This window comes from Burkholderia cenocepacia, assembly GCF_900446215.1.
Classification (GTDB): domain Bacteria; phylum Pseudomonadota; class Gammaproteobacteria; order Burkholderiales; family Burkholderiaceae; genus Burkholderia; species Burkholderia cenocepacia.
In genome coordinates, this window is record NZ_UAQZ01000001.1 from 258,400 (window position 1) to 274,487 (window position 16,088).

The window sequence follows — 16,088 nt, forward strand, 5'->3', positions numbered from 1 at the left end:
TGCGAATGCCGCCCCGGCCATGCCGTGGCAGCGGATTGCACGGCCTGCGGCCGTCAGTGGAACGTGAAGCCGCCGTCGACGTTCACGGCCTGGCCCGTCACGTTGTCCATCGTCGCGAAGAACAGCGCGAGCCGGCCCATGTCCTCCGGCGTCTGCGCTCGGCCCTGCGGAATCAGCGTCAACTGGTGCCGCTGCCACGACTGCTCGACCGATTCGCCGTCGGTCTTCCATTCGTCGGACAGCCGGTCCCACATGTAGGTACGGACGATGCCGGGGCAGATCGCGTTGACGGTCACGCCGTCGCGCGCGAGTTCCTTCGCCAGCGCGTTGGTGAAGCCCACGACCGCGAATTTCGATGCGCTGTAATGCGCGAGATTCGGAAAGCCTTCCTTGCCCGCGATCGACGCGACGTTGATGATCCGGCCGCGCCCCTGCGCCTTCAGGTGGGCAAGCGCCGCCCGGCAGCCGAGGAACGTGCCCTTCGCGTTCACGTTCATCACGAAATCCCAGTCGCGCTCGGTCAGCTCGGCGACCGGATGAATGCTGATCACGCCCGCGCAGTTCACGAGGATGTCGAGCCCGCCGAGGTCGGCGAGCGCCTGCGCGACCATCGCGTCGACCTGCGCGGCCTGCGTGACGTCGACCTTCGCGATCGCCGCGCGGCGGCCGAGCGCACGCACCTCGCGCGCGGTGGCGTCGAGCGCGTCGTCGAGCAGGTCGGCCAGCAGGATGTTGGCGCCGGCGCCGGCGAGCGTCAGCGCGATGCCACGGCCGATGCCGCGCGCGCCGCCGGTGACGATGGCGACCTGTCCTTCGAGAGGGGCTGTCATGGCGATGTCTCCTTGTTGATCGTGATGGATGGCGAAATGCCGTTGCGTACCGCGAAGCGTCAGTCGTGCCATGCACCGGCGTCGCGCAGCAGTTGCCGCGACGATGCGTAGCGCAGCGTGCGGCCGACGTCGACCGTCAACGGTCCGCGCCAGTCGAGCGCAATCTCGTAGCGATCGCCGCGCGCGACCTCGATCTCGCGCTCGCCGTCGAACGCGAGCGTGCCGCGCTCGAACGGAATCGCGTGCCACGAACCCGGTTCGAGCCGCTCGCAACTGCGCATCACGACGCGGTCGACGCGCCCCGGCGCGATCGGCGCGACGAGCGGCGTGCCGGCCGTCTTGCCGGCTTCCGCGAAGCGCATCGCGAGCCCGTGCGGCGCGCTGCGTTCAAGCGGCGCCCATGCGCCGCCGAGCGCGGACAGGCCGATGCCGTCCGGTTCCGCGAACGTCAGGTAGAGCGAATCGATGTCGTCGGAGCCGGAAATCGCGCGTGCGCCGATGAAGCGTTGCCGCGCGGCGCACACGTCGACGAGCGCGATCTCCTCGCGCCCCGGCTGCGCGCCCGCGACGCAGCGCACGACGAGCCGCTTGTTGCGCACGAACGCGACCTCGGCCGGCACGGCGCCGGTTGCAGCAAGCCCGGCCGCGACGCCGGCGACGGTCGCCTCGCGATGTTCGGGAAACGCGTTGTTGGTGCCGGTGGACAGCGCGACGAGCGGCGTCGCGCCGCAATGCGCGGCCACCGCGCGATGGGTGCCGTCGCCGCCGAGCACGACGATCAGCGACACTTCCATCCGGTGCAGATAGGCCGCGCCGGCTTGCGTGTCGGCGACGGTATCGGTGATCGGCAGGTCGACGAATTCGACCTCGGGCCAGCGCTCGTGCGGCGCGACCGCGCGATGCGTGTCGATCGCGCGCAGCAGCAGCGTCGCGATGCCCGTGCGGTCGCGCAGCGTCAGCACGCGCTCGACGCCCATCGCGCCAAGGCCGGCCAGGAGGCGCACGATCATGTTCGCCTTCTCCGCGGTCGGGAACACGGATGCATGCGTCGTGAGGCGGCGGATGTCGCGCCCCGATGCGGGGTTCGCGATCACACCGACGGTAACGGGCGTCGTCACGGGTTTGTCTCCATCCAGTCGGCGGGGCCGGCGCATTGGCGCGTGCGTCGGCTCCACCTGTTTCGTCCGCTGCCATCGACGGGCGGCGGATCGTCGTCGCCGACACGATCGCGCCGGCTTGCCCGTGATCTCTGCAAGCGGCGTGCCATCGTGCGTGCGATAGCCGTGAAACCCGCGTGCACGCTGGCGTGGCGGGTGAGTGCGTGTTCCGGATGGGCGGCCGGGACGACGCCGCGCGCGGCGAATTCATCGGTGCGTCTCACGTCGTCGATACGTCGACGCGATCGTCGCGGCCCCCGCGCAAGCCCGGCGTTCCGCCCGCAAACCCCTGCATTTGCGCGGCGTCACGCAGGCGATGCGTGGCCGGACCAGCGCCGCACGCCGCGCACGCGGCCGTCTCAACTGCGCGAGACATGGCGCGGTACCGGTGAGACGACCGTCTCACGCGCGCCGCGTGCTGCGATGCAATGTGATCTGCCGGAACGGATGTGCTACAAGAACAGCGACATTCCCGCCGTACGGAACCGGAGCCGACCATGCCCTACGCCGTCCCCCAGGCCCAGCACGCCGACCGTGTCCTCGGCGCGCTCGCCGGGCGCCTGCCCGCGCCGGCCGATTCCGCGCGCCTCGTGTCGTCGTGGCAACGATCGCTGGAGCGCTACCGTCTCGACCCCGCTTCGTCGATCGGCCCGCGCGTGCTGACCGCGGCCGAACTGCGCGAAGTGCGCGACAAGGAGGAAGCCTTCCTGCGCGCGTCGGGCCAGTGCCTGACGCGGCTGCACGACATGATCCGCGTCGCCGACTACTGCGTGATGCTGACCGACGCGCACGGCGTGACGATCGACTACCGGATCGACCGCGAACGCCGCAACGACTTCCGTCACGCGGGGCTGCACATCGGCTCGTGCTGGTCGGAAAGCGAGGAAGGAACCTGCGGCGTCGCGAGCGTGCTGACCGATCTCGCGCCGATCACCGTGCACAAGACCGATCACTTTCGCGCGGCGTTCACGACGCTCACGTGCAGCGCGGCGCCGATCTTCTCGCCGGGCGGCGAACTGATCGGCGTGCTCGACGCGTCGGCCGTGCATTCGCCCGACGGCCGCGACAGCCAGCGCCTCGTCTACCAGCTCGTACGACAGAGCGCGGCGTTGATCGAGGACGGCTACTTCGTGCACAGCACCGCGCAGCACTGGATATTGTTCGGGCATCCGAATCGTCACTACGTCGAGGCGCAACCGGAGTGGCTGATCGCGTTCGACGAATGCGGCAACATCGTCGCCGCGAACCGGCACGCGCGCGACGCGCTGCCGGCGCTGCGCGAGCCGCGTCATATCGACGAGATCTTCGACGCGACCGAGATGCCGCTGCGCGACGCCGCGCGGCTCGATGCGATCGTCGCGCTGCGGCTGCGCGCGACCGGCGCGCCGCTCTACGCGCGGCTGCGTGCGCCGCTACGGCGCACCGGCCGCGAGCCCGGCGCGGCATCGCGCCGCCCGGGCAGCGCCGCGCCGCGTCACGTCGGCGCGCTGACGCCGTTCCTGCACAGCAGCGACCCGCGCATCGCGCAACAGGCCGAACTCGCGCTGCGCGTCGCGAGCAAGCGGCTGCCGATTCTCGTGCTCGGCGAGACCGGCGCCGGCAAGGAAGTATTCGCGCGCGCGATCCATGACGCCGGCGCGCGGCGCGCGCGGCCGTTCGTCGCCGTCAACTGCGGCGCGCTGCCCGAAGCGCTGATCGAGAGCGAACTGTTCGGTTACGCGGCCGGCGCATTCACCGGCGCACGCAAGCACGGCGCGCGCGGCAAGATCGCGCTCGCCGACGGCGGCACGCTGTTTCTCGATGAAATCGGCGACATGCCGCTCGCGCTGCAGACGCGCCTGTTGCGCGTGCTGGCCGACGGCGAGGTCGTGCCGCTCGGCAGCGATACGCCCGTGCGCGTCGATCTCGACGTGATCTGCGCGACGCACCGCGATCTCGCGCGGATGGTGGCCGACGGCACGTTCCGCGAGGATCTGTACTACCGGTTGAGCGGCGCGACGTTCGACCTGCCGCCGCTGCGCGAACGCGCGGACGTGCGCGACGTGATCGCCGCCGTGTTCGCCGAGGAAGCGCAGGCGACCGGCCACGTGCTCACGCTCGACGCGACGCTCGCCGAACAGCTCGCCGCCTACCCATGGCCGGGCAACGTGCGGCAACTGCGCAACGTGCTGCGCTATGCGTGCGCGGTGTGCGACGCCGCGCGCGTGACGCGGCGCGACCTGCCGGCCGACCTCGCCGCGCAACTCGGCGGCGCGCCGGCAGGCGCGCTGCCCGACGATGAACGCAGCCGCATCGTCGCCGCGCTCACCGCGCATCACTGGCGGCCCGACGCGGCCGCCCGGGCGCTCGGCATCTCGCGCGCGACGCTGTACCGGCGCATCGCGAAGCACCGGATCGTCGCGCCGCACCGCGCGTGACGCACCGGCGCACGCGCCGTCATGCGGGCTGCCCGGCCGCTTCGTTCGCGTCGTCCGCCACGCCGGCCGCTGCGTCGCGCCGCGTGAACACCTCGTGCGCGGCGAACAGCGCGTTGAGCGCAGCCGGCATCCCCGCATACACGGCCATCTGCATGAACACCTCGACGATCTCGTCGCGCGTGCAGCCGACGTTCAGCGCGGCCTCGATATGCACCTTCAGTTGCGGCTGTGCGTTGCCGAGCGCGGCCAGCGCCGCGATCGTCGCGATTTCGCGCGCCTTCAGGTCGAGCTGCGGCCGGCTGTAGATGTCGCCGAAGCTGAATTCGACCAGCAGCCGCCCGAAGTCCGGTGCGATCGGCGCAAGCGCCGCGATCACGCGCTCGCCCGCTTCGCCGTCGATTTCCTTCAGCTTGTTCCAGCCGCGCGTGTAGCGATCCTCAACGAGTCGTTCCATCGTGTCCGTCCTGTTCCGGTAAAGAGTGAGAAGGATTCGCCCGTCGTTCCATTTCCCGTTCCTGCGCCTCGTAGTACGCGATCTTGTCGCCGATCGCGTCGAGGCTCGCCTGCAGCTCCGCGATATGCGCGCGCACCGCGTCGCGATGCGCGACCAGCAAGTCGCGCCGCGCGCCGAACGTCGACTCGCCCTGCTCGCGCAGCACCGCGAACGCCTGCATCTGCGCGATCGGCATGCCGGTCGCCTTCAGGCGCATCACGAAAGCCAGCCAGTCAAGGTCGGCCGGCGCATAGAGCCGGTGCCCGGCCGCCGTGCGCGAGATCGCGCGCAGCAGCCCGGCCTGCTCGTAATACCGCAACGTATGCGTCGACACGCCCGTCAGTTCGGCGACTTGCCCGATCGTCAGCGGACCGGCGGCGGAGGGTTGGGATACGGTTTTCGACATGGCAGGAACGAGGTTAGGAGTTAGAGTTCACTCTAAGTCAAGCCCTGTCTGACGGCCAGCGCGACGTTCTCCCGGGACACACCCTCGGACACCGTAAAGAATGGTCAAAATCGGCCCCCGGCACCGGTTTCGGCCTTTACAGCACCGCAAGCCTTCAGCAAGATTCGGTCAGCCTGTCTTAAAAAGGGCACGCATTTGTCCTATGCTTAACGGCGACGCCCGGCCACCTCGCGCGTCGTCATCCGTTGCAACAGCCATTCATCCGTCAGAACCAGGGAGCCTTTGCCATGCTGAAAAAGCTGCTGATGCTGTTCGTCGCGCTATCGCTGTCGCTCGCCGCCGGCCTTGCCGCGGCCGTCGAAGTCAACACGGCTGACCAGGCCGCGCTCGAATCCGTGAAGGGGCTCGGGCCCGTGAAGTCGAAGGCGATCATCGACGAACGCACCAAGAACGGCCCGTTCAAGGACGCCGACGATCTCGCGAACCGCGTGAAGGGCCTCGGCACGAAGTCGGTCGGGCATCTCGAGGAAAACGGCCTGACGATCGGCGGCGCATCGACGCCGCCGAAGGGCGTGAAGCTGTCGAAGCCGGCCGCGACGACGTCCGCGACCACGTCGACCACGACGTCGGCAGGCACCGCGTCGACGTCCACGACCGCGACGGCCGGCACGACGACCGCGGCGCCGGCGCCGACGGCAAGCGCACCGGAAGCGGCCGCCAAGCCGGCCAAGACCAAGCGTGCGTCGAAGAAGGAAAAAGCGGCAGCGGCGGCGGCATCCGCCGACGCGGGTGCGAGCGCACCGGCGGCCGCGTCGTCCACGAAGGCGACGAAGGGTTCGAAGAAGAAGAGCAAGAAGGACAAGGCAGCCTCCGCCGCCGCGGCGTCGGGCGCCTGATGTGCGCCGCGCGCGCGACGGCGTGCGCGCGGCATTCGTTCAACGGGCGCCGTCGTCACGGCGCCCTTTTCAGTGAAGGTGAAGAACCATGGGTCTCCTCGACATCGTTGGCGGTCTGATCGGCGGCCAGGCCGGCGGCAACTCCCAAAGCGCGCTGATCACGACCGCGCTCGAATTCATCAACAACCAGCCGGGCGGCCTGAACGGGCTGATCGAGAAGTTCAAGGCCGGCGGCGCCGGCGAGATCATCGGTTCGTGGGTCGGCACCGGCGAAAACCAGCCGATCTCGGCCGATACGCTGCAGAACGTGCTCGGCTCGGACGTCGTCGGCTCGCTCGCGAGCAAGGTCGGCATCGATCCGTCGCAGGCGTCGTCGATCCTCGCGCAGGTGCTGCCGCACGTCGTCAACGGCGCGACGCCGAACGGCGAAGTGCCGGCCGGCGGCCAGGTCGACACGTCGAACGTGCTCGGCACGCTCACGCAACTCGCCGGCATGTTCGGCGGCAACAAGCAGGCGTAAGCCCGCCGCGCAGCGCGCCGACATCCCGCGCAGCGGTTTCGGTCGCTCCATATGCAAACACCCCGCCGAGGCGGGGTGTTTGTTTTTGCGCGCCCGGCGCGAACCGGGCACGCTGCCGATGGCAGGCGATCAGTGCACGACGCGGTCGAACACGAACTGGCCGTCGTTGACGTCGACCGGGATCACGTCCTTCGGACCGAAGCGGCCGGCGAGGATCAGCTTCGCGACCGGGTTCTCGATCTCCTGCTGGATCGCGCGCTTCAGCGGCCGCGCACCGAACACCGGATCGTAGCCGACCTTCGCGATCTGTTCGAGCGCAGCGGGCGACACGTCGAGCGCCATGTCCAGCTTCGCAAGCCGGTCGTGCAGGCGCGCCAGCTGGATCTTCGCGATCGACTCGATGTTGCTGCGGTCGAGCGCATGGAACACGACGACGTCGTCGATCCGGTTCAGGAACTCGGGGCGGAAATGCTGCTTCACCTCGAGCCACACGGCGTCCTTGATCTCGTCCTGCGGCGAGCCGGTCATGGCCTGGATCACCTGCGAGCCGAGATTCGACGTCATCACGATGACCGTGTTCTTGAAGTCGACCGTGCGCCCCTGCCCGTCCGTCATGCGGCCGTCGTCGAGCACCTGCAGCAGCACGTTGAACACGTCCGGATTCGCCTTCTCGATCTCGTCGAGCAGGATCACGCTGTACGGCTTGCGGCGCACGGCTTCCGTCAGGTAGCCGCCTTCCTCGTAGCCGACATAGCCGGGCGGCGCGCCGATCAGCCGCGCGACGCTGTGCTTCTCCATGAACTCGCTCATGTCGATGCGGATCAGGTGCTCTTCCGAATCGAACAGGAACGACGCCAGCGCCTTGCACAGCTCGGTCTTGCCGACCCCCGTCGGGCCGAGGAACAGGAACGAGCCGTACGGACGGTTCGGATCGGCGAGACCCGCGCGCGACCGACGGATCGCATCGGCCACCGCGCTGATCGCCTCGTCCTGGCCGACCACGCGCTCATGCAGCTTTTCCTCGATGTGCAGCAGCTTCTCGCGTTCGCCCTGCATCATCCGCGACACGGGAATCCCCGTCGAACGCGACACGACTTCCGCGATTTCCTCGGCGCCGACCTGCGTGCGCAGCAGGCGCGGGCGCGTCGGGTTGTGCTGCTCCTGCTCTTCGGCCTGCGTGACCTGCTTCAGTTGCGACTCGAGCTGCGGCAGCTTGCCGTACTGCAGCTCGGCGACCTTCTCGAGCTTGCCTTCACGCTGCAGGCGCGCGATGTCCGCCCGCACCTTCTCGATCTCTTCCTTGAGCTGCGCGCTGCCCTGCACCGCGGCCTTCTCGGCGGTCCAGATCTCTTCCAGGTCCGCATATTCGCGGCCGAGGCGTTCGATCTCTTCCTCGATCAGCTGCAGGCGCTTCTGCGACGCTTCGTCCTGCTCCTTCTTCACGGCTTCGCGCTCGATCTTCAGCTGAATCAGACGACGGTCGAGCTTGTCCATCTCTTCGGGCTTCGAATCGATTTCCATCTTGATCTTCGAAGCGGCTTCGTCGATCAGGTCGATCGCCTTGTCGGGCAGGAAGCGGTCGGTGATGTAGCGGTGCGACAGCTCGGCCGCGGCGACGATCGCCGGGTCGGTGATGTCGACGCCGTGGTGCAGTTCGTACTTCTCCTGCAGCCCGCGCAGGATCGCGATCGTCGCCTCGACGCTCGGCTCGTCGACGAGCACCTTCTGGAAGCGGCGCTCGAGCGCGGCGTCCTTCTCGATGTACTTGCGGTATTCGTCGAGCGTGGTCGCGCCGATGCAGTGCAGCTCGCCGCGCGACAGCGCCGGCTTCAGCATGTTGCCCGCGTCCATCGCGCCTTCGGCCTTGCCCGCGCCGACCATCGTGTGGATCTCGTCGATGAAGACGATCGTCTGGCCTTCGTCCTTCGCGATGTCGTTGAGCACCGCCTTCAGGCGCTCCTCGAACTCGCCGCGATACTTCGCGCCGGCGAGCAGCGCGGCCATGTCGAGCGACAGCACGCGCTTGCCCTTCAGCGTCTCGGGCACTTCGCCGTTGACGATCCGCTGCGCGAGCCCTTCGACGATCGCCGTCTTGCCGACGCCCGGCTCGCCGATCAGCACCGGGTTGTTCTTGGTGCGGCGCTGCAGGATCTGGATCGAGCGGCGGATTTCGTCGTCGCGGCCGATCACCGGATCGAGCTTGCCCGCGCGGGCGCGCTCGGTCAGGTCGACCGTGTATTTCTTCAGCGCCTCGCGCTGGCTTTCCGCATCCTGGCTGTGCACCTGCGAGCCGCCGCGCACCGCGGCGATCGCGGCTTCCAGCGCCTTGCGCGTGAGGCCGTGCTGGCGCGCGAGCTTGCCGGCATCGCCTTTGTCGTCCGACACCGCGAGCAGGAACATCTCGCTCGCGATGAACGTGTCGTTGAGCTTCTGCGCTTCCTTGTCGGCCTGGTTCAGCAGCCCGGCCAACTCACGGCCGATCTGGATGTCGCCGCCCGTGCCCGTCACCTGCGGCAGGCGCGAGATGGCTTCGTTCAGCGCGCCTTGCAGCGCCTGCACGTGCACGCCCGCACGCGACATCAGCGAGCGGGCCGAGCCGTCCTGTTGCGCGACCAGCGCCGCGAGGACGTGAACGGGTTCGATGTATTGATTGTCGCGGCCTGCCGCGAGGCTTTGCGCGTCCGCGAGTGCTTCCTGGAACTTGGTGGTGAGCTTGTCGATTCTCATTTAGTCGAGACCTCCAATTTTCGATTAACACCAAGATGAGGATGGTTATGCGGCTTTCAAGCGAAATTCGGGTTGATTCAGCGCAAAAAATGCCGGATCGCCTGAAAACGGCCGGCCGCGTGACGGGATGGGCGGCGCCCGCGTGTCAGTGGGCCTTGGACGACGGCTCGGCGGCCGCCGACACCTCGTCCGGCTCCGGCGCCGCACGCACGAGCGCGACCGGGCGAATGCCGAGCAGCGCCACGAGCGGCGACGCAGGCTCGGCCAGTTCGCCGATCGTGTGACGATCGAGCTCCGCGAAGAAGGCATCGCGCGCGGCCGCGAGCACGCCCTTCAGCCGGCACTGCGGCTCGATCACGCAGCCGCGCGACTCGCTGTCGTCGGGCGAAAAGCAACCGACCAGCGCGAAGTCGTTTTCGGTCGCCCGCACGACCTGGCCGACCGTCAGTTGCAGCGAATCGGCGAACAGCCGCAGCCCGCCGTTACGGCCGCGAACGGTGTCGACCCAGCCCAGCTCGCCGAGCTGCTGCACCACTTTCATCAGATGGTTCTTCGAGATGCCGTAGGCGTCCGAGATCTCCTGGATCGTCGCGAGCCCCTCGCCGCGCACGGCCAGGTACAGCATCACGCGCAGCGAATAGTCGGTGTAGTCGGTGAGTCTCATGAGCGAATACGGAAAAGATCGATCGTGCCCCGATTACCTGAACCGAGCCGATCGCGATGCGTGCAGGGGCCGATCGATGGTGCCGTTGCGCGGCCCCGGGTTGCCGGGATCGCGTGCGCGCAATAAGATGCGTGACATCTACACGTTTTCCAGGGGTTATTGGACGCTATTTTGCGTCAAAATCCGGCCGGCGTCCTGCTCGTCACCCGTGCCGCCGCGCCGTCGCTGCCCCGATCCACCGGCCATTTTCGTCATGACTGCCCTGCCCGCCTCGCCCGAATCCGCACCGGCCCGCCCCCGCGACGCCGAGCCGACCGAAGACAACATCCGCGATCTCGTCTACGCGTTCTACGACCGCGTGCGCGCCGATCCGCTGCTCGGACCCGTGTTCGACGCGAAGCTGGCCGGCCGCTGGGACGATCATCTGCCGAAGATGGTGACGTTCTGGTCGAGCCTCGTGCTCGGCACCAAGGGCTATCGCGGCAACGTGCAGCAGGCGCACCAGCCGCTCGACGGGATCGAGCCGGCCCACTTCAGCCGCTGGCTGTCGCTGTTCCTGAAAACCGTCGAAGCGCGCTACGCGCCGCCGGCGGCGCTCCGTTTCATGGAGCCCGCGCTGCGGATCGCGCAGAGCCTGCAGTTGAGCCGGTTCGGCTGGGATTACCAGATTCCGCCCGAGCAGCAGGCGCTGCTCGACGCGATCGCGCCGCGCCGTCGCGACGCGGGCGACGATCCGCACGCGTTGCCGTCGCGGGCCCGCGGCGAGCCGTTTCCGACCAAGATCATCGGGCGCAGCGTCGACCCGGACGCGTAACGCCCGTCACCCGCGGCGCTCGCGCGCATGCGGCACATCGCCGCATCGTTCGCGCGCCGCGCTCAGCGCCGCGTGTTGCCCGACTCGACGCCCCAGCGCGCGAGCGCGGCGTCGTCGGTGCTGCGCGCATCGACCCAGCGCTCGCCGTCGGGCGTCGTTTCCTTCTTCCAGAACGGCGCTTCGGTCTTCAGGTAATCCATCACGAATTCGCACGATGCAAACGCATCGCCGCGGTGCGACGCGACCGTCGCGACCATCACGATCTGGTCGAGCGGCAACAGCCTGCCGACGCGATGCACGATCGCGACGTCGATGCCCGGCCAGCGCCGGCCGGCCTCGGCCGCGATTTTCTCGAGCGCCTTCTCGGTCATTCCGGGATAGTGCTCGAGCTCCATCGCGGCGACCGACTCGCCTTCGTTCAGGTCGCGCACCGTGCCGACGAAGCACGCGACCGCACCGATCTTCGGGTTGCGCGCCCGCAATGCCGCGACTTCGGCATTCAGATCGAAATCGTCGGTCTGGACTCGTACCGTTGCCATCGCCCGGCCCTCAACCGCCCGTCACCGGCGGAAAGAACGCGACCTCGCAGCCTTCGGTGAGCCGCGTGTCGGGATCGGTCATCTCGTGGTTGCACGCCATGCGCAACGCGCGCCCTTCGGCGAGCGTGTCGGCCCACGCGCCGCCGCGCACGCGCAGCCACGCCCGCACGTCGCCGACGGTCGTCACGCCGTCCGGTACGGTGGCTTCTTCATCGGCGACGCCCAGCGCTTCGCGCACGCTTGCAAAAAATTTCAGCTGAATCTTCATGGTTCGGGAAGCCGTCGCGTTACGACAGCAGTTCGGAAAACGGAATGAAACGCACGGTCTCGCCGGCGCTGATCGCATGCTGCGGCGGATTGTCGATCAGGCCGTCGCCCCAGACCGTCGACGTGAGCACGGCCGAGCTCTGGTTCGGGAACAGGTCGAGGCCGCCGGCCGCATTCACGCGCGCACGCAGGAATTCGTTGCGCCGGTCGCCCTTGCTCTGCGAAAAATCGGCACGCAGCGACAACGCGCGCGGCGCGACGTCGCGCACGCCGGACAGGCGCAGCAGGAACGGCCGCACGAACAGCAGGAACGTGACGAAGCTCGAGACCGGGTTGCCGGGCAGCCCGATGAAATGCGCGTCGGCGCGCTCGTCGCCGCGGCGCACGGCACCATACGCGAGCGGCTTGCCGGGCTTCATCGCGATCTGCCACAGCGCGAGCCGCCCTTCCGCCTCGACGGCCGGCTTCACGTGATCCTCGTCGCCGACCGACACGCCGCCGCTCGTCAGGATCACGTCGTGATCGCGGGCGGCCTCCCGCAGCGTGTCGCGGGTCGCGGCCAGCGAGTCAGGCACGATGCCGTAGTCGGTCACGTGACAGCCCAGCCGCTCCAGCAGCCCGCGCAGCGTGAAGCGGTTCGAGTTGTAGATCGCGCCGGGTTTCAGCGGCTCGCCGGGCATCGTCAGTTCATCGCCGGTGAAGAACACCGCCACGCGAATCCGCCGCGCGACCGACAGCTGCGCGCAGCCGACCGATGCGGCGAGACCCAGCGCCTGCGGCGTGAGCCGCGTGCCGGCCGGCAGGATCACCGCCCCCTGGCGGATGTCCGCGCCCTGCGCGGTGATCCATTCACCGGCCTTCGGCGTGTGCAGGATCTCGACCGCGTCGCCGTCGGCCGACGCCTGCTCCTGCATCACGACCGCGTCGGCGCCGGGCGGCACCGTCGCGCCGGTGAAGATCCGCGCGGCCGTGCCGGCCGCGAGCGGTTGCGCCGGATGGCCAGCCGGAATGCGCTGCGACACCGGCAACCGCCGATCGCCGTGCAGCAGGTCGGCGACGCGCACCGCATAGCCGTCCATCGCGCTCGTGTGCATTGGCGGCACGTCGAGCGGCGAGCTGACGTCGGCCGCCAGCACGCGGCCGAGCGCGTCGAGCGTGGCGACGGTTTCGGCGCCGGGCAGCGGCTTCGCGGCATCGAGCAGCGCGGCGAGCGCCTCGGCGGTCGACAGCATCGGCGCGCGCGGCGCCGCGGGATTCGGGTTCGACATCGATGGAATCGGGGATCGTTGGAATCGAACCGTCATTGTAGCGACGCCGTCACGCGCACGCGCGATATGGCGAGCATGCGAAGACTGTGATCGGCGCGAACGCGCGGGTCTGGCACTTGTTTCGCGGGGAGAACGATGCCCGGATGCCGAGCCCGCGAACCAAACGAAACGGCCGGAACCCCGATCCGTTCGACGAATCGGGGTTCCGGCCGTCCTGCGCTGCCGGGCCTGCGGGCCCGGCCGTGCGTCATGCGCCCGTATGGGCGGCGATGAAGTCCTTCACCTGCTGCGCGTCGGCCTTCACGACCTCGAAGCGCTGCGGCAGCGCCTCGAGCCCGTCGAATGCGGCCGGCCGCTCGGCTTCGCGGTCGAGCGCTTCGCGGATCGTCTCGCCGAACTTGATCGGCTGCGCCGTCTCGAGCACGACCATCGGCACGCCGGCTTCCAGGTGCTCGCGCGCGACCTTCACGCCGTCGGCCGTATGTGTGTCGATCATCGTGTCGTAGCGCGAGAACACGTCGCGGATCGTCGCGATGCGGTCGGTGTGGCTGCTGCGGCCCGACACGAAACCGAATTCGGCGACGCGCGCGAAATCGCCGCTCGCCGCGAGATCGAAGCCGCCCTTCTCCTCGACGTCGCGGAACAGCTGCATCACGCGGGCCGGATCGCGGCCGAGCAGGTCGAACACGAAGCGCTCGAAGTTCGACGCCTTCGAGATGTCCATGCTCGGGCTGCTCGTGTGATAGGTGTTCTCGGCGCTGCGCACGCGATACGCGCCCGTGCGGAAGAACTCGTCGAGCACGTCGTTTTCGTTGGTCGCGACCACCAGCTTCGCGATCGGCAGCCCCATCATCCGCGCGATGTGGCCCGCGCAGACGTTGCCGAAGTTGCCCGACGGCACCGTGAACGACACGCGCTCGTCGTTGGACTGCGTCGCCGCGAAGTAGCCCTTGAAGTAGTAGACGACCTGCGCGACGACACGCGCCCAGTTGATCGAGTTGACGGTGCCGATCTTCTGCTGCGCCTTGAATGCATGATCGTTCGACACGGCCTTCACGATGTCCTGGCAATCGTCGAACACGCCTTCGACCGCGAGGTTGAAGATGTTCGGATCCTGCAGGCTGAACATCTGCGCCGTCTGGAACGCGCTCATCTTCTTGTGCGGCGACAGCATGAACACGCGCACGCCGGCCTTGCCGCGCATCGCATACTCGGCCGCGCTGCCGGTGTCGCCCGACGTCGCGCCGAGGATGTTCAGCGCTTCACCGTGCTTCGCGAGCGTGTACTCGAACAGGTTGCCGAGCAGCTGCATCGCCATGTCCTTGAACGCGAGCGTCGGGCCGTTCGACAGTTCGAGCAGCGACAGCGCCGCGCCGTGCTCGGTGCCGAGCGTCTTCAGCGGCGTGATGTCGGACGCGTTCTCGCCGTGGCGCGTGTTGCTGTACACGGCGGCCGTGTACGTGCGGCGCGTGATCGCGCGCAGGTCGTCGGCCGGCACGTCGTCGCAGAACTTCGACAGGATCTCGAACGCGAGATCCGCGTACGACAGCGTACGCCAGCGCGCGAGCTCGTCGGCCGACACCTTCGGATACTCGGCAGGCAGGTAGAGCCCGCCGTCCTTCGCGAGACCGCCGAGCAGGATGTCGGAGAACGTATGGCGCTCGCCGATGCCGGCGCCGCGCGTGGAAATGTAGTTCATGTCGTCCTCGGCTCAGTTCAGCGCTTCCATGCGCAGCTTCGTGACCTTCGAGACCACCGTCGCCAGGCTCTCGATCTGCGCGATCGCCGCGTTGACGTTCTTCTCGACCGTCTCGTGCGTGATCAGGATGATGTCGGTCTCGCCATTCGCGCCGTCGATCTGCTCCGATTCCTTCTGCAGCAGCGCGTCGATCGAGATGCCCGATTCGGCGAGGATGCGCGTAATCGCGGCGAGCACGCCGGTCTGGTCGGCGACGCGCAGGCGCAGGTAGTAGCCGCTCGTCACTTCCTCGATCGGCAAGATCGGCGTGTTCGACAGGCTGTCGGGCTGGAACGCGAGATGCGGCACGCGATGCTCGGGGTCGGCCGTGTGCAGGCGCGTGACGTCGACGAGATCCGCGACGACGGCCGACGCGGTCGGCTCCGCGCCCGCGCCCTTGCCGTAGTACAGCGTCGTGCCGACTGCGTCGCCGTGCACGACGACCGCGTTCATCGCGCCCTCGACGTTCGCGAGCAGGCGCTTTTCCGGAATCAGCGTCGGGTGCACGCGCAGCTCGATGCCGTTTTCGGCGCGGCGCGTGATGCCGAGCAGCTTGATCCGGTAGCCGAGCTCTTCCGCGTAGCGGATGTCGGTCGCGTCGAGCTTGCTGATGCCTTCGACGTACGCACGGTCGAACTGCACCGGCACGCCGAACGCGATCGCGCTCATGATCGTCGCCTTGTGCGCGGCGTCGACGCCTTCGATGTCGAAGGTCGGATCGGCTTCCGCGTAGCCGAGCTCCTGCGCGGCCTTCAGCGCGGTCGCGAAGTCGAGCCCGCGGTCGCGCATTTCCGACAGGATGTAGTTGGTCGTGCCGTTGATGATGCCGGCGATGTACTGGATGCGGTTCGCGGTCAGGCCTTCGCGCAGCGCCTTGATGATCGGGATGCCGCCGGCGACGGCCGCCTCGAACGCGACCATCACGCCCTTCTCGCGCGCGGCTTCGAAGATCTCGGTGCCGTGCACCGCGAGCAGCGCCTTGTTCGCCGTCACGACGTGCTTGCCGTTCGCGATCGCGCGCAGCACGAGCTCGCGCGCGATACCCGTGCCGCCGATCATCTCGGCGATGATCGCGATCGACGGATCGTCGACGACCGCGTTGAAATCGTCGGTGATCTGCGCGGCGGCGGCGTCACCGCCGAGCGCAGCCTGCGCCTTGGCCGGGTTGCGCACGGCAATGCGCGCCACCTCGATGCCGCGCCCCGCGCGTCGCTTGATTTCTTCCTGGTTGCGGCGCAGCACCGTGAAGGTGCCGCTGCCCACCGTGCCGAAGCCCAACAGGCCAACTTTGATCGGTTCCATGCTGCGTGTGATCGATGAGTAAGAAGTAGTGAGTTCCGTGTGGTCCTGCC

The 16,088-nt window shown here is 68.5% G+C and carries 15 protein-coding genes; 4 read left to right on the forward strand and 11 right to left on the reverse strand.

Annotated features, from left to right (window positions below; all coding sequences use genetic code 11):
* Positions 1 to 53 precede the first annotated feature (53 nt).
* Together DTA15_RS01155 and DTA15_RS01160 are read right to left on the reverse strand one after the other, a co-directional pair.
* Positions 54 to 830 (reverse strand): SDR family NAD(P)-dependent oxidoreductase, encoded by a 777-nt coding sequence (locus DTA15_RS01155; RefSeq protein ID WP_006485075.1) that lies wholly within the window; start codon positions 828 to 830, stop codon positions 54 to 56.
* Between the two features lie 59 nt (positions 831 to 889).
* A complete protein-coding gene (locus DTA15_RS01160; protein ID WP_006485073.1) occupies positions 890 to 1,948 on the reverse strand; it encodes an ATP-NAD kinase family protein in 1,059 nt (352 codons plus the stop codon).
* 536 nt (positions 1,949 to 2,484) lie between these two features.
* Between DTA15_RS01160 and DTA15_RS01165 the strand changes: the two genes are divergently transcribed.
* Entirely contained in the window at positions 2,485 to 4,404 is a 1,920-nt protein-coding gene (locus tag DTA15_RS01165) for a sigma-54-dependent Fis family transcriptional regulator (RefSeq protein WP_012492664.1), read from the forward strand.
* Positions 4,405 to 4,423: 19 nt separating this feature from the next.
* Here DTA15_RS01165 and DTA15_RS01170 read toward each other — a convergent pair whose 3' ends face one another.
* On the reverse strand, positions 4,424 to 4,858 hold the full coding sequence (locus DTA15_RS01170) for a carboxymuconolactone decarboxylase family protein (RefSeq protein WP_006484056.1): 435 nt from the start codon (positions 4,856 to 4,858) through the stop codon (positions 4,424 to 4,426).
* Positions 4,842 to 5,303 carry a MerR family transcriptional regulator gene (locus tag DTA15_RS01175; RefSeq protein ID WP_006484054.1) on the reverse strand — a complete coding sequence of 154 codons (462 nt, stop codon included), beginning with the start codon at positions 5,301 to 5,303 and terminating at the stop codon, positions 4,842 to 4,844. The genes DTA15_RS01170 and DTA15_RS01175 overlap by 17 nt, the downstream gene beginning before the upstream one ends.
* 287 nt (positions 5,304 to 5,590) lie before the next feature.
* On the opposite strand from DTA15_RS01175, the gene DTA15_RS01180 reads away from it, so the two are divergent.
* Both DTA15_RS01180 and DTA15_RS01185 read left to right on the forward strand, forming a co-directional pair.
* Positions 5,591 to 6,199: a ComEA family DNA-binding protein gene (locus DTA15_RS01180; protein WP_006484057.1), complete on the forward strand. Its 609-nt coding sequence runs from the start codon at positions 5,591 to 5,593 to the stop codon at positions 6,197 to 6,199.
* 88 nt (positions 6,200 to 6,287) lie between these two features.
* Entirely contained in the window at positions 6,288 to 6,719 is a 432-nt protein-coding gene (locus DTA15_RS01185; protein ID WP_006484058.1) for a YidB family protein, read from the forward strand.
* Between the two features lie 129 nt (positions 6,720 to 6,848).
* Here DTA15_RS01185 and clpB read toward each other — a convergent pair whose 3' ends face one another.
* Together clpB and DTA15_RS01195 are read right to left on the reverse strand one after the other, a co-directional pair.
* On the reverse strand, positions 6,849 to 9,446 hold the full coding sequence (gene clpB / locus DTA15_RS01190; protein WP_006484060.1) for an ATP-dependent chaperone ClpB: 2,598 nt from the start codon (positions 9,444 to 9,446) through the stop codon (positions 6,849 to 6,851).
* 145 nt (positions 9,447 to 9,591) lie between these two features.
* Positions 9,592 to 10,110: an Rrf2 family transcriptional regulator gene (locus tag DTA15_RS01195; protein WP_006484059.1), complete on the reverse strand. Its 519-nt coding sequence runs from the start codon at positions 10,108 to 10,110 to the stop codon at positions 9,592 to 9,594.
* A gap of 253 nt (positions 10,111 to 10,363) precedes the next feature.
* Here DTA15_RS01195 and DTA15_RS01200 point away from each other — a divergent pair, with 253 nt between their 5' ends.
* Positions 10,364 to 10,924, forward strand: coding sequence for a group III truncated hemoglobin (locus DTA15_RS01200; protein ID WP_006496390.1), 561 nt, complete (start codon positions 10,364 to 10,366; stop codon positions 10,922 to 10,924).
* A 62-nt stretch (positions 10,925 to 10,986) separates the two neighbouring features.
* On the opposite strand, the gene DTA15_RS01205 is transcribed toward DTA15_RS01200, so the two are convergent.
* From DTA15_RS01205 to DTA15_RS01225, 5 genes are all read right to left on the reverse strand, one after another.
* Positions 10,987 to 11,463, reverse strand: coding sequence for a molybdenum cofactor biosynthesis protein MoaE (locus DTA15_RS01205; protein ID WP_006482862.1), 477 nt, complete (start codon positions 11,461 to 11,463; stop codon positions 10,987 to 10,989).
* 10 nt (positions 11,464 to 11,473) lie between these two features.
* Positions 11,474 to 11,731, reverse strand: coding sequence for a molybdopterin converting factor subunit 1 (gene moaD, locus DTA15_RS01210; RefSeq protein ID WP_006482857.1), 258 nt, complete (start codon positions 11,729 to 11,731; stop codon positions 11,474 to 11,476).
* Between the two features lie 19 nt (positions 11,732 to 11,750).
* Positions 11,751 to 12,998 (reverse strand): molybdopterin molybdotransferase MoeA, encoded by a 1,248-nt coding sequence (locus DTA15_RS01215; RefSeq protein ID WP_012492667.1) that lies wholly within the window; start codon positions 12,996 to 12,998, stop codon positions 11,751 to 11,753.
* Between the two features lie 247 nt (positions 12,999 to 13,245).
* Positions 13,246 to 14,697, reverse strand: coding sequence for a threonine synthase (thrC, locus tag DTA15_RS01220; RefSeq protein ID WP_006482856.1), 1,452 nt, complete (start codon positions 14,695 to 14,697; stop codon positions 13,246 to 13,248).
* Between the two features lie 12 nt (positions 14,698 to 14,709).
* Positions 14,710 to 16,038 carry a homoserine dehydrogenase gene (locus tag DTA15_RS01225; RefSeq protein WP_006482858.1) on the reverse strand — a complete coding sequence of 443 codons (1,329 nt, stop codon included), beginning with the start codon at positions 16,036 to 16,038 and terminating at the stop codon, positions 14,710 to 14,712.
* Positions 16,039 to 16,088: the final 50 nt, after the last annotated feature.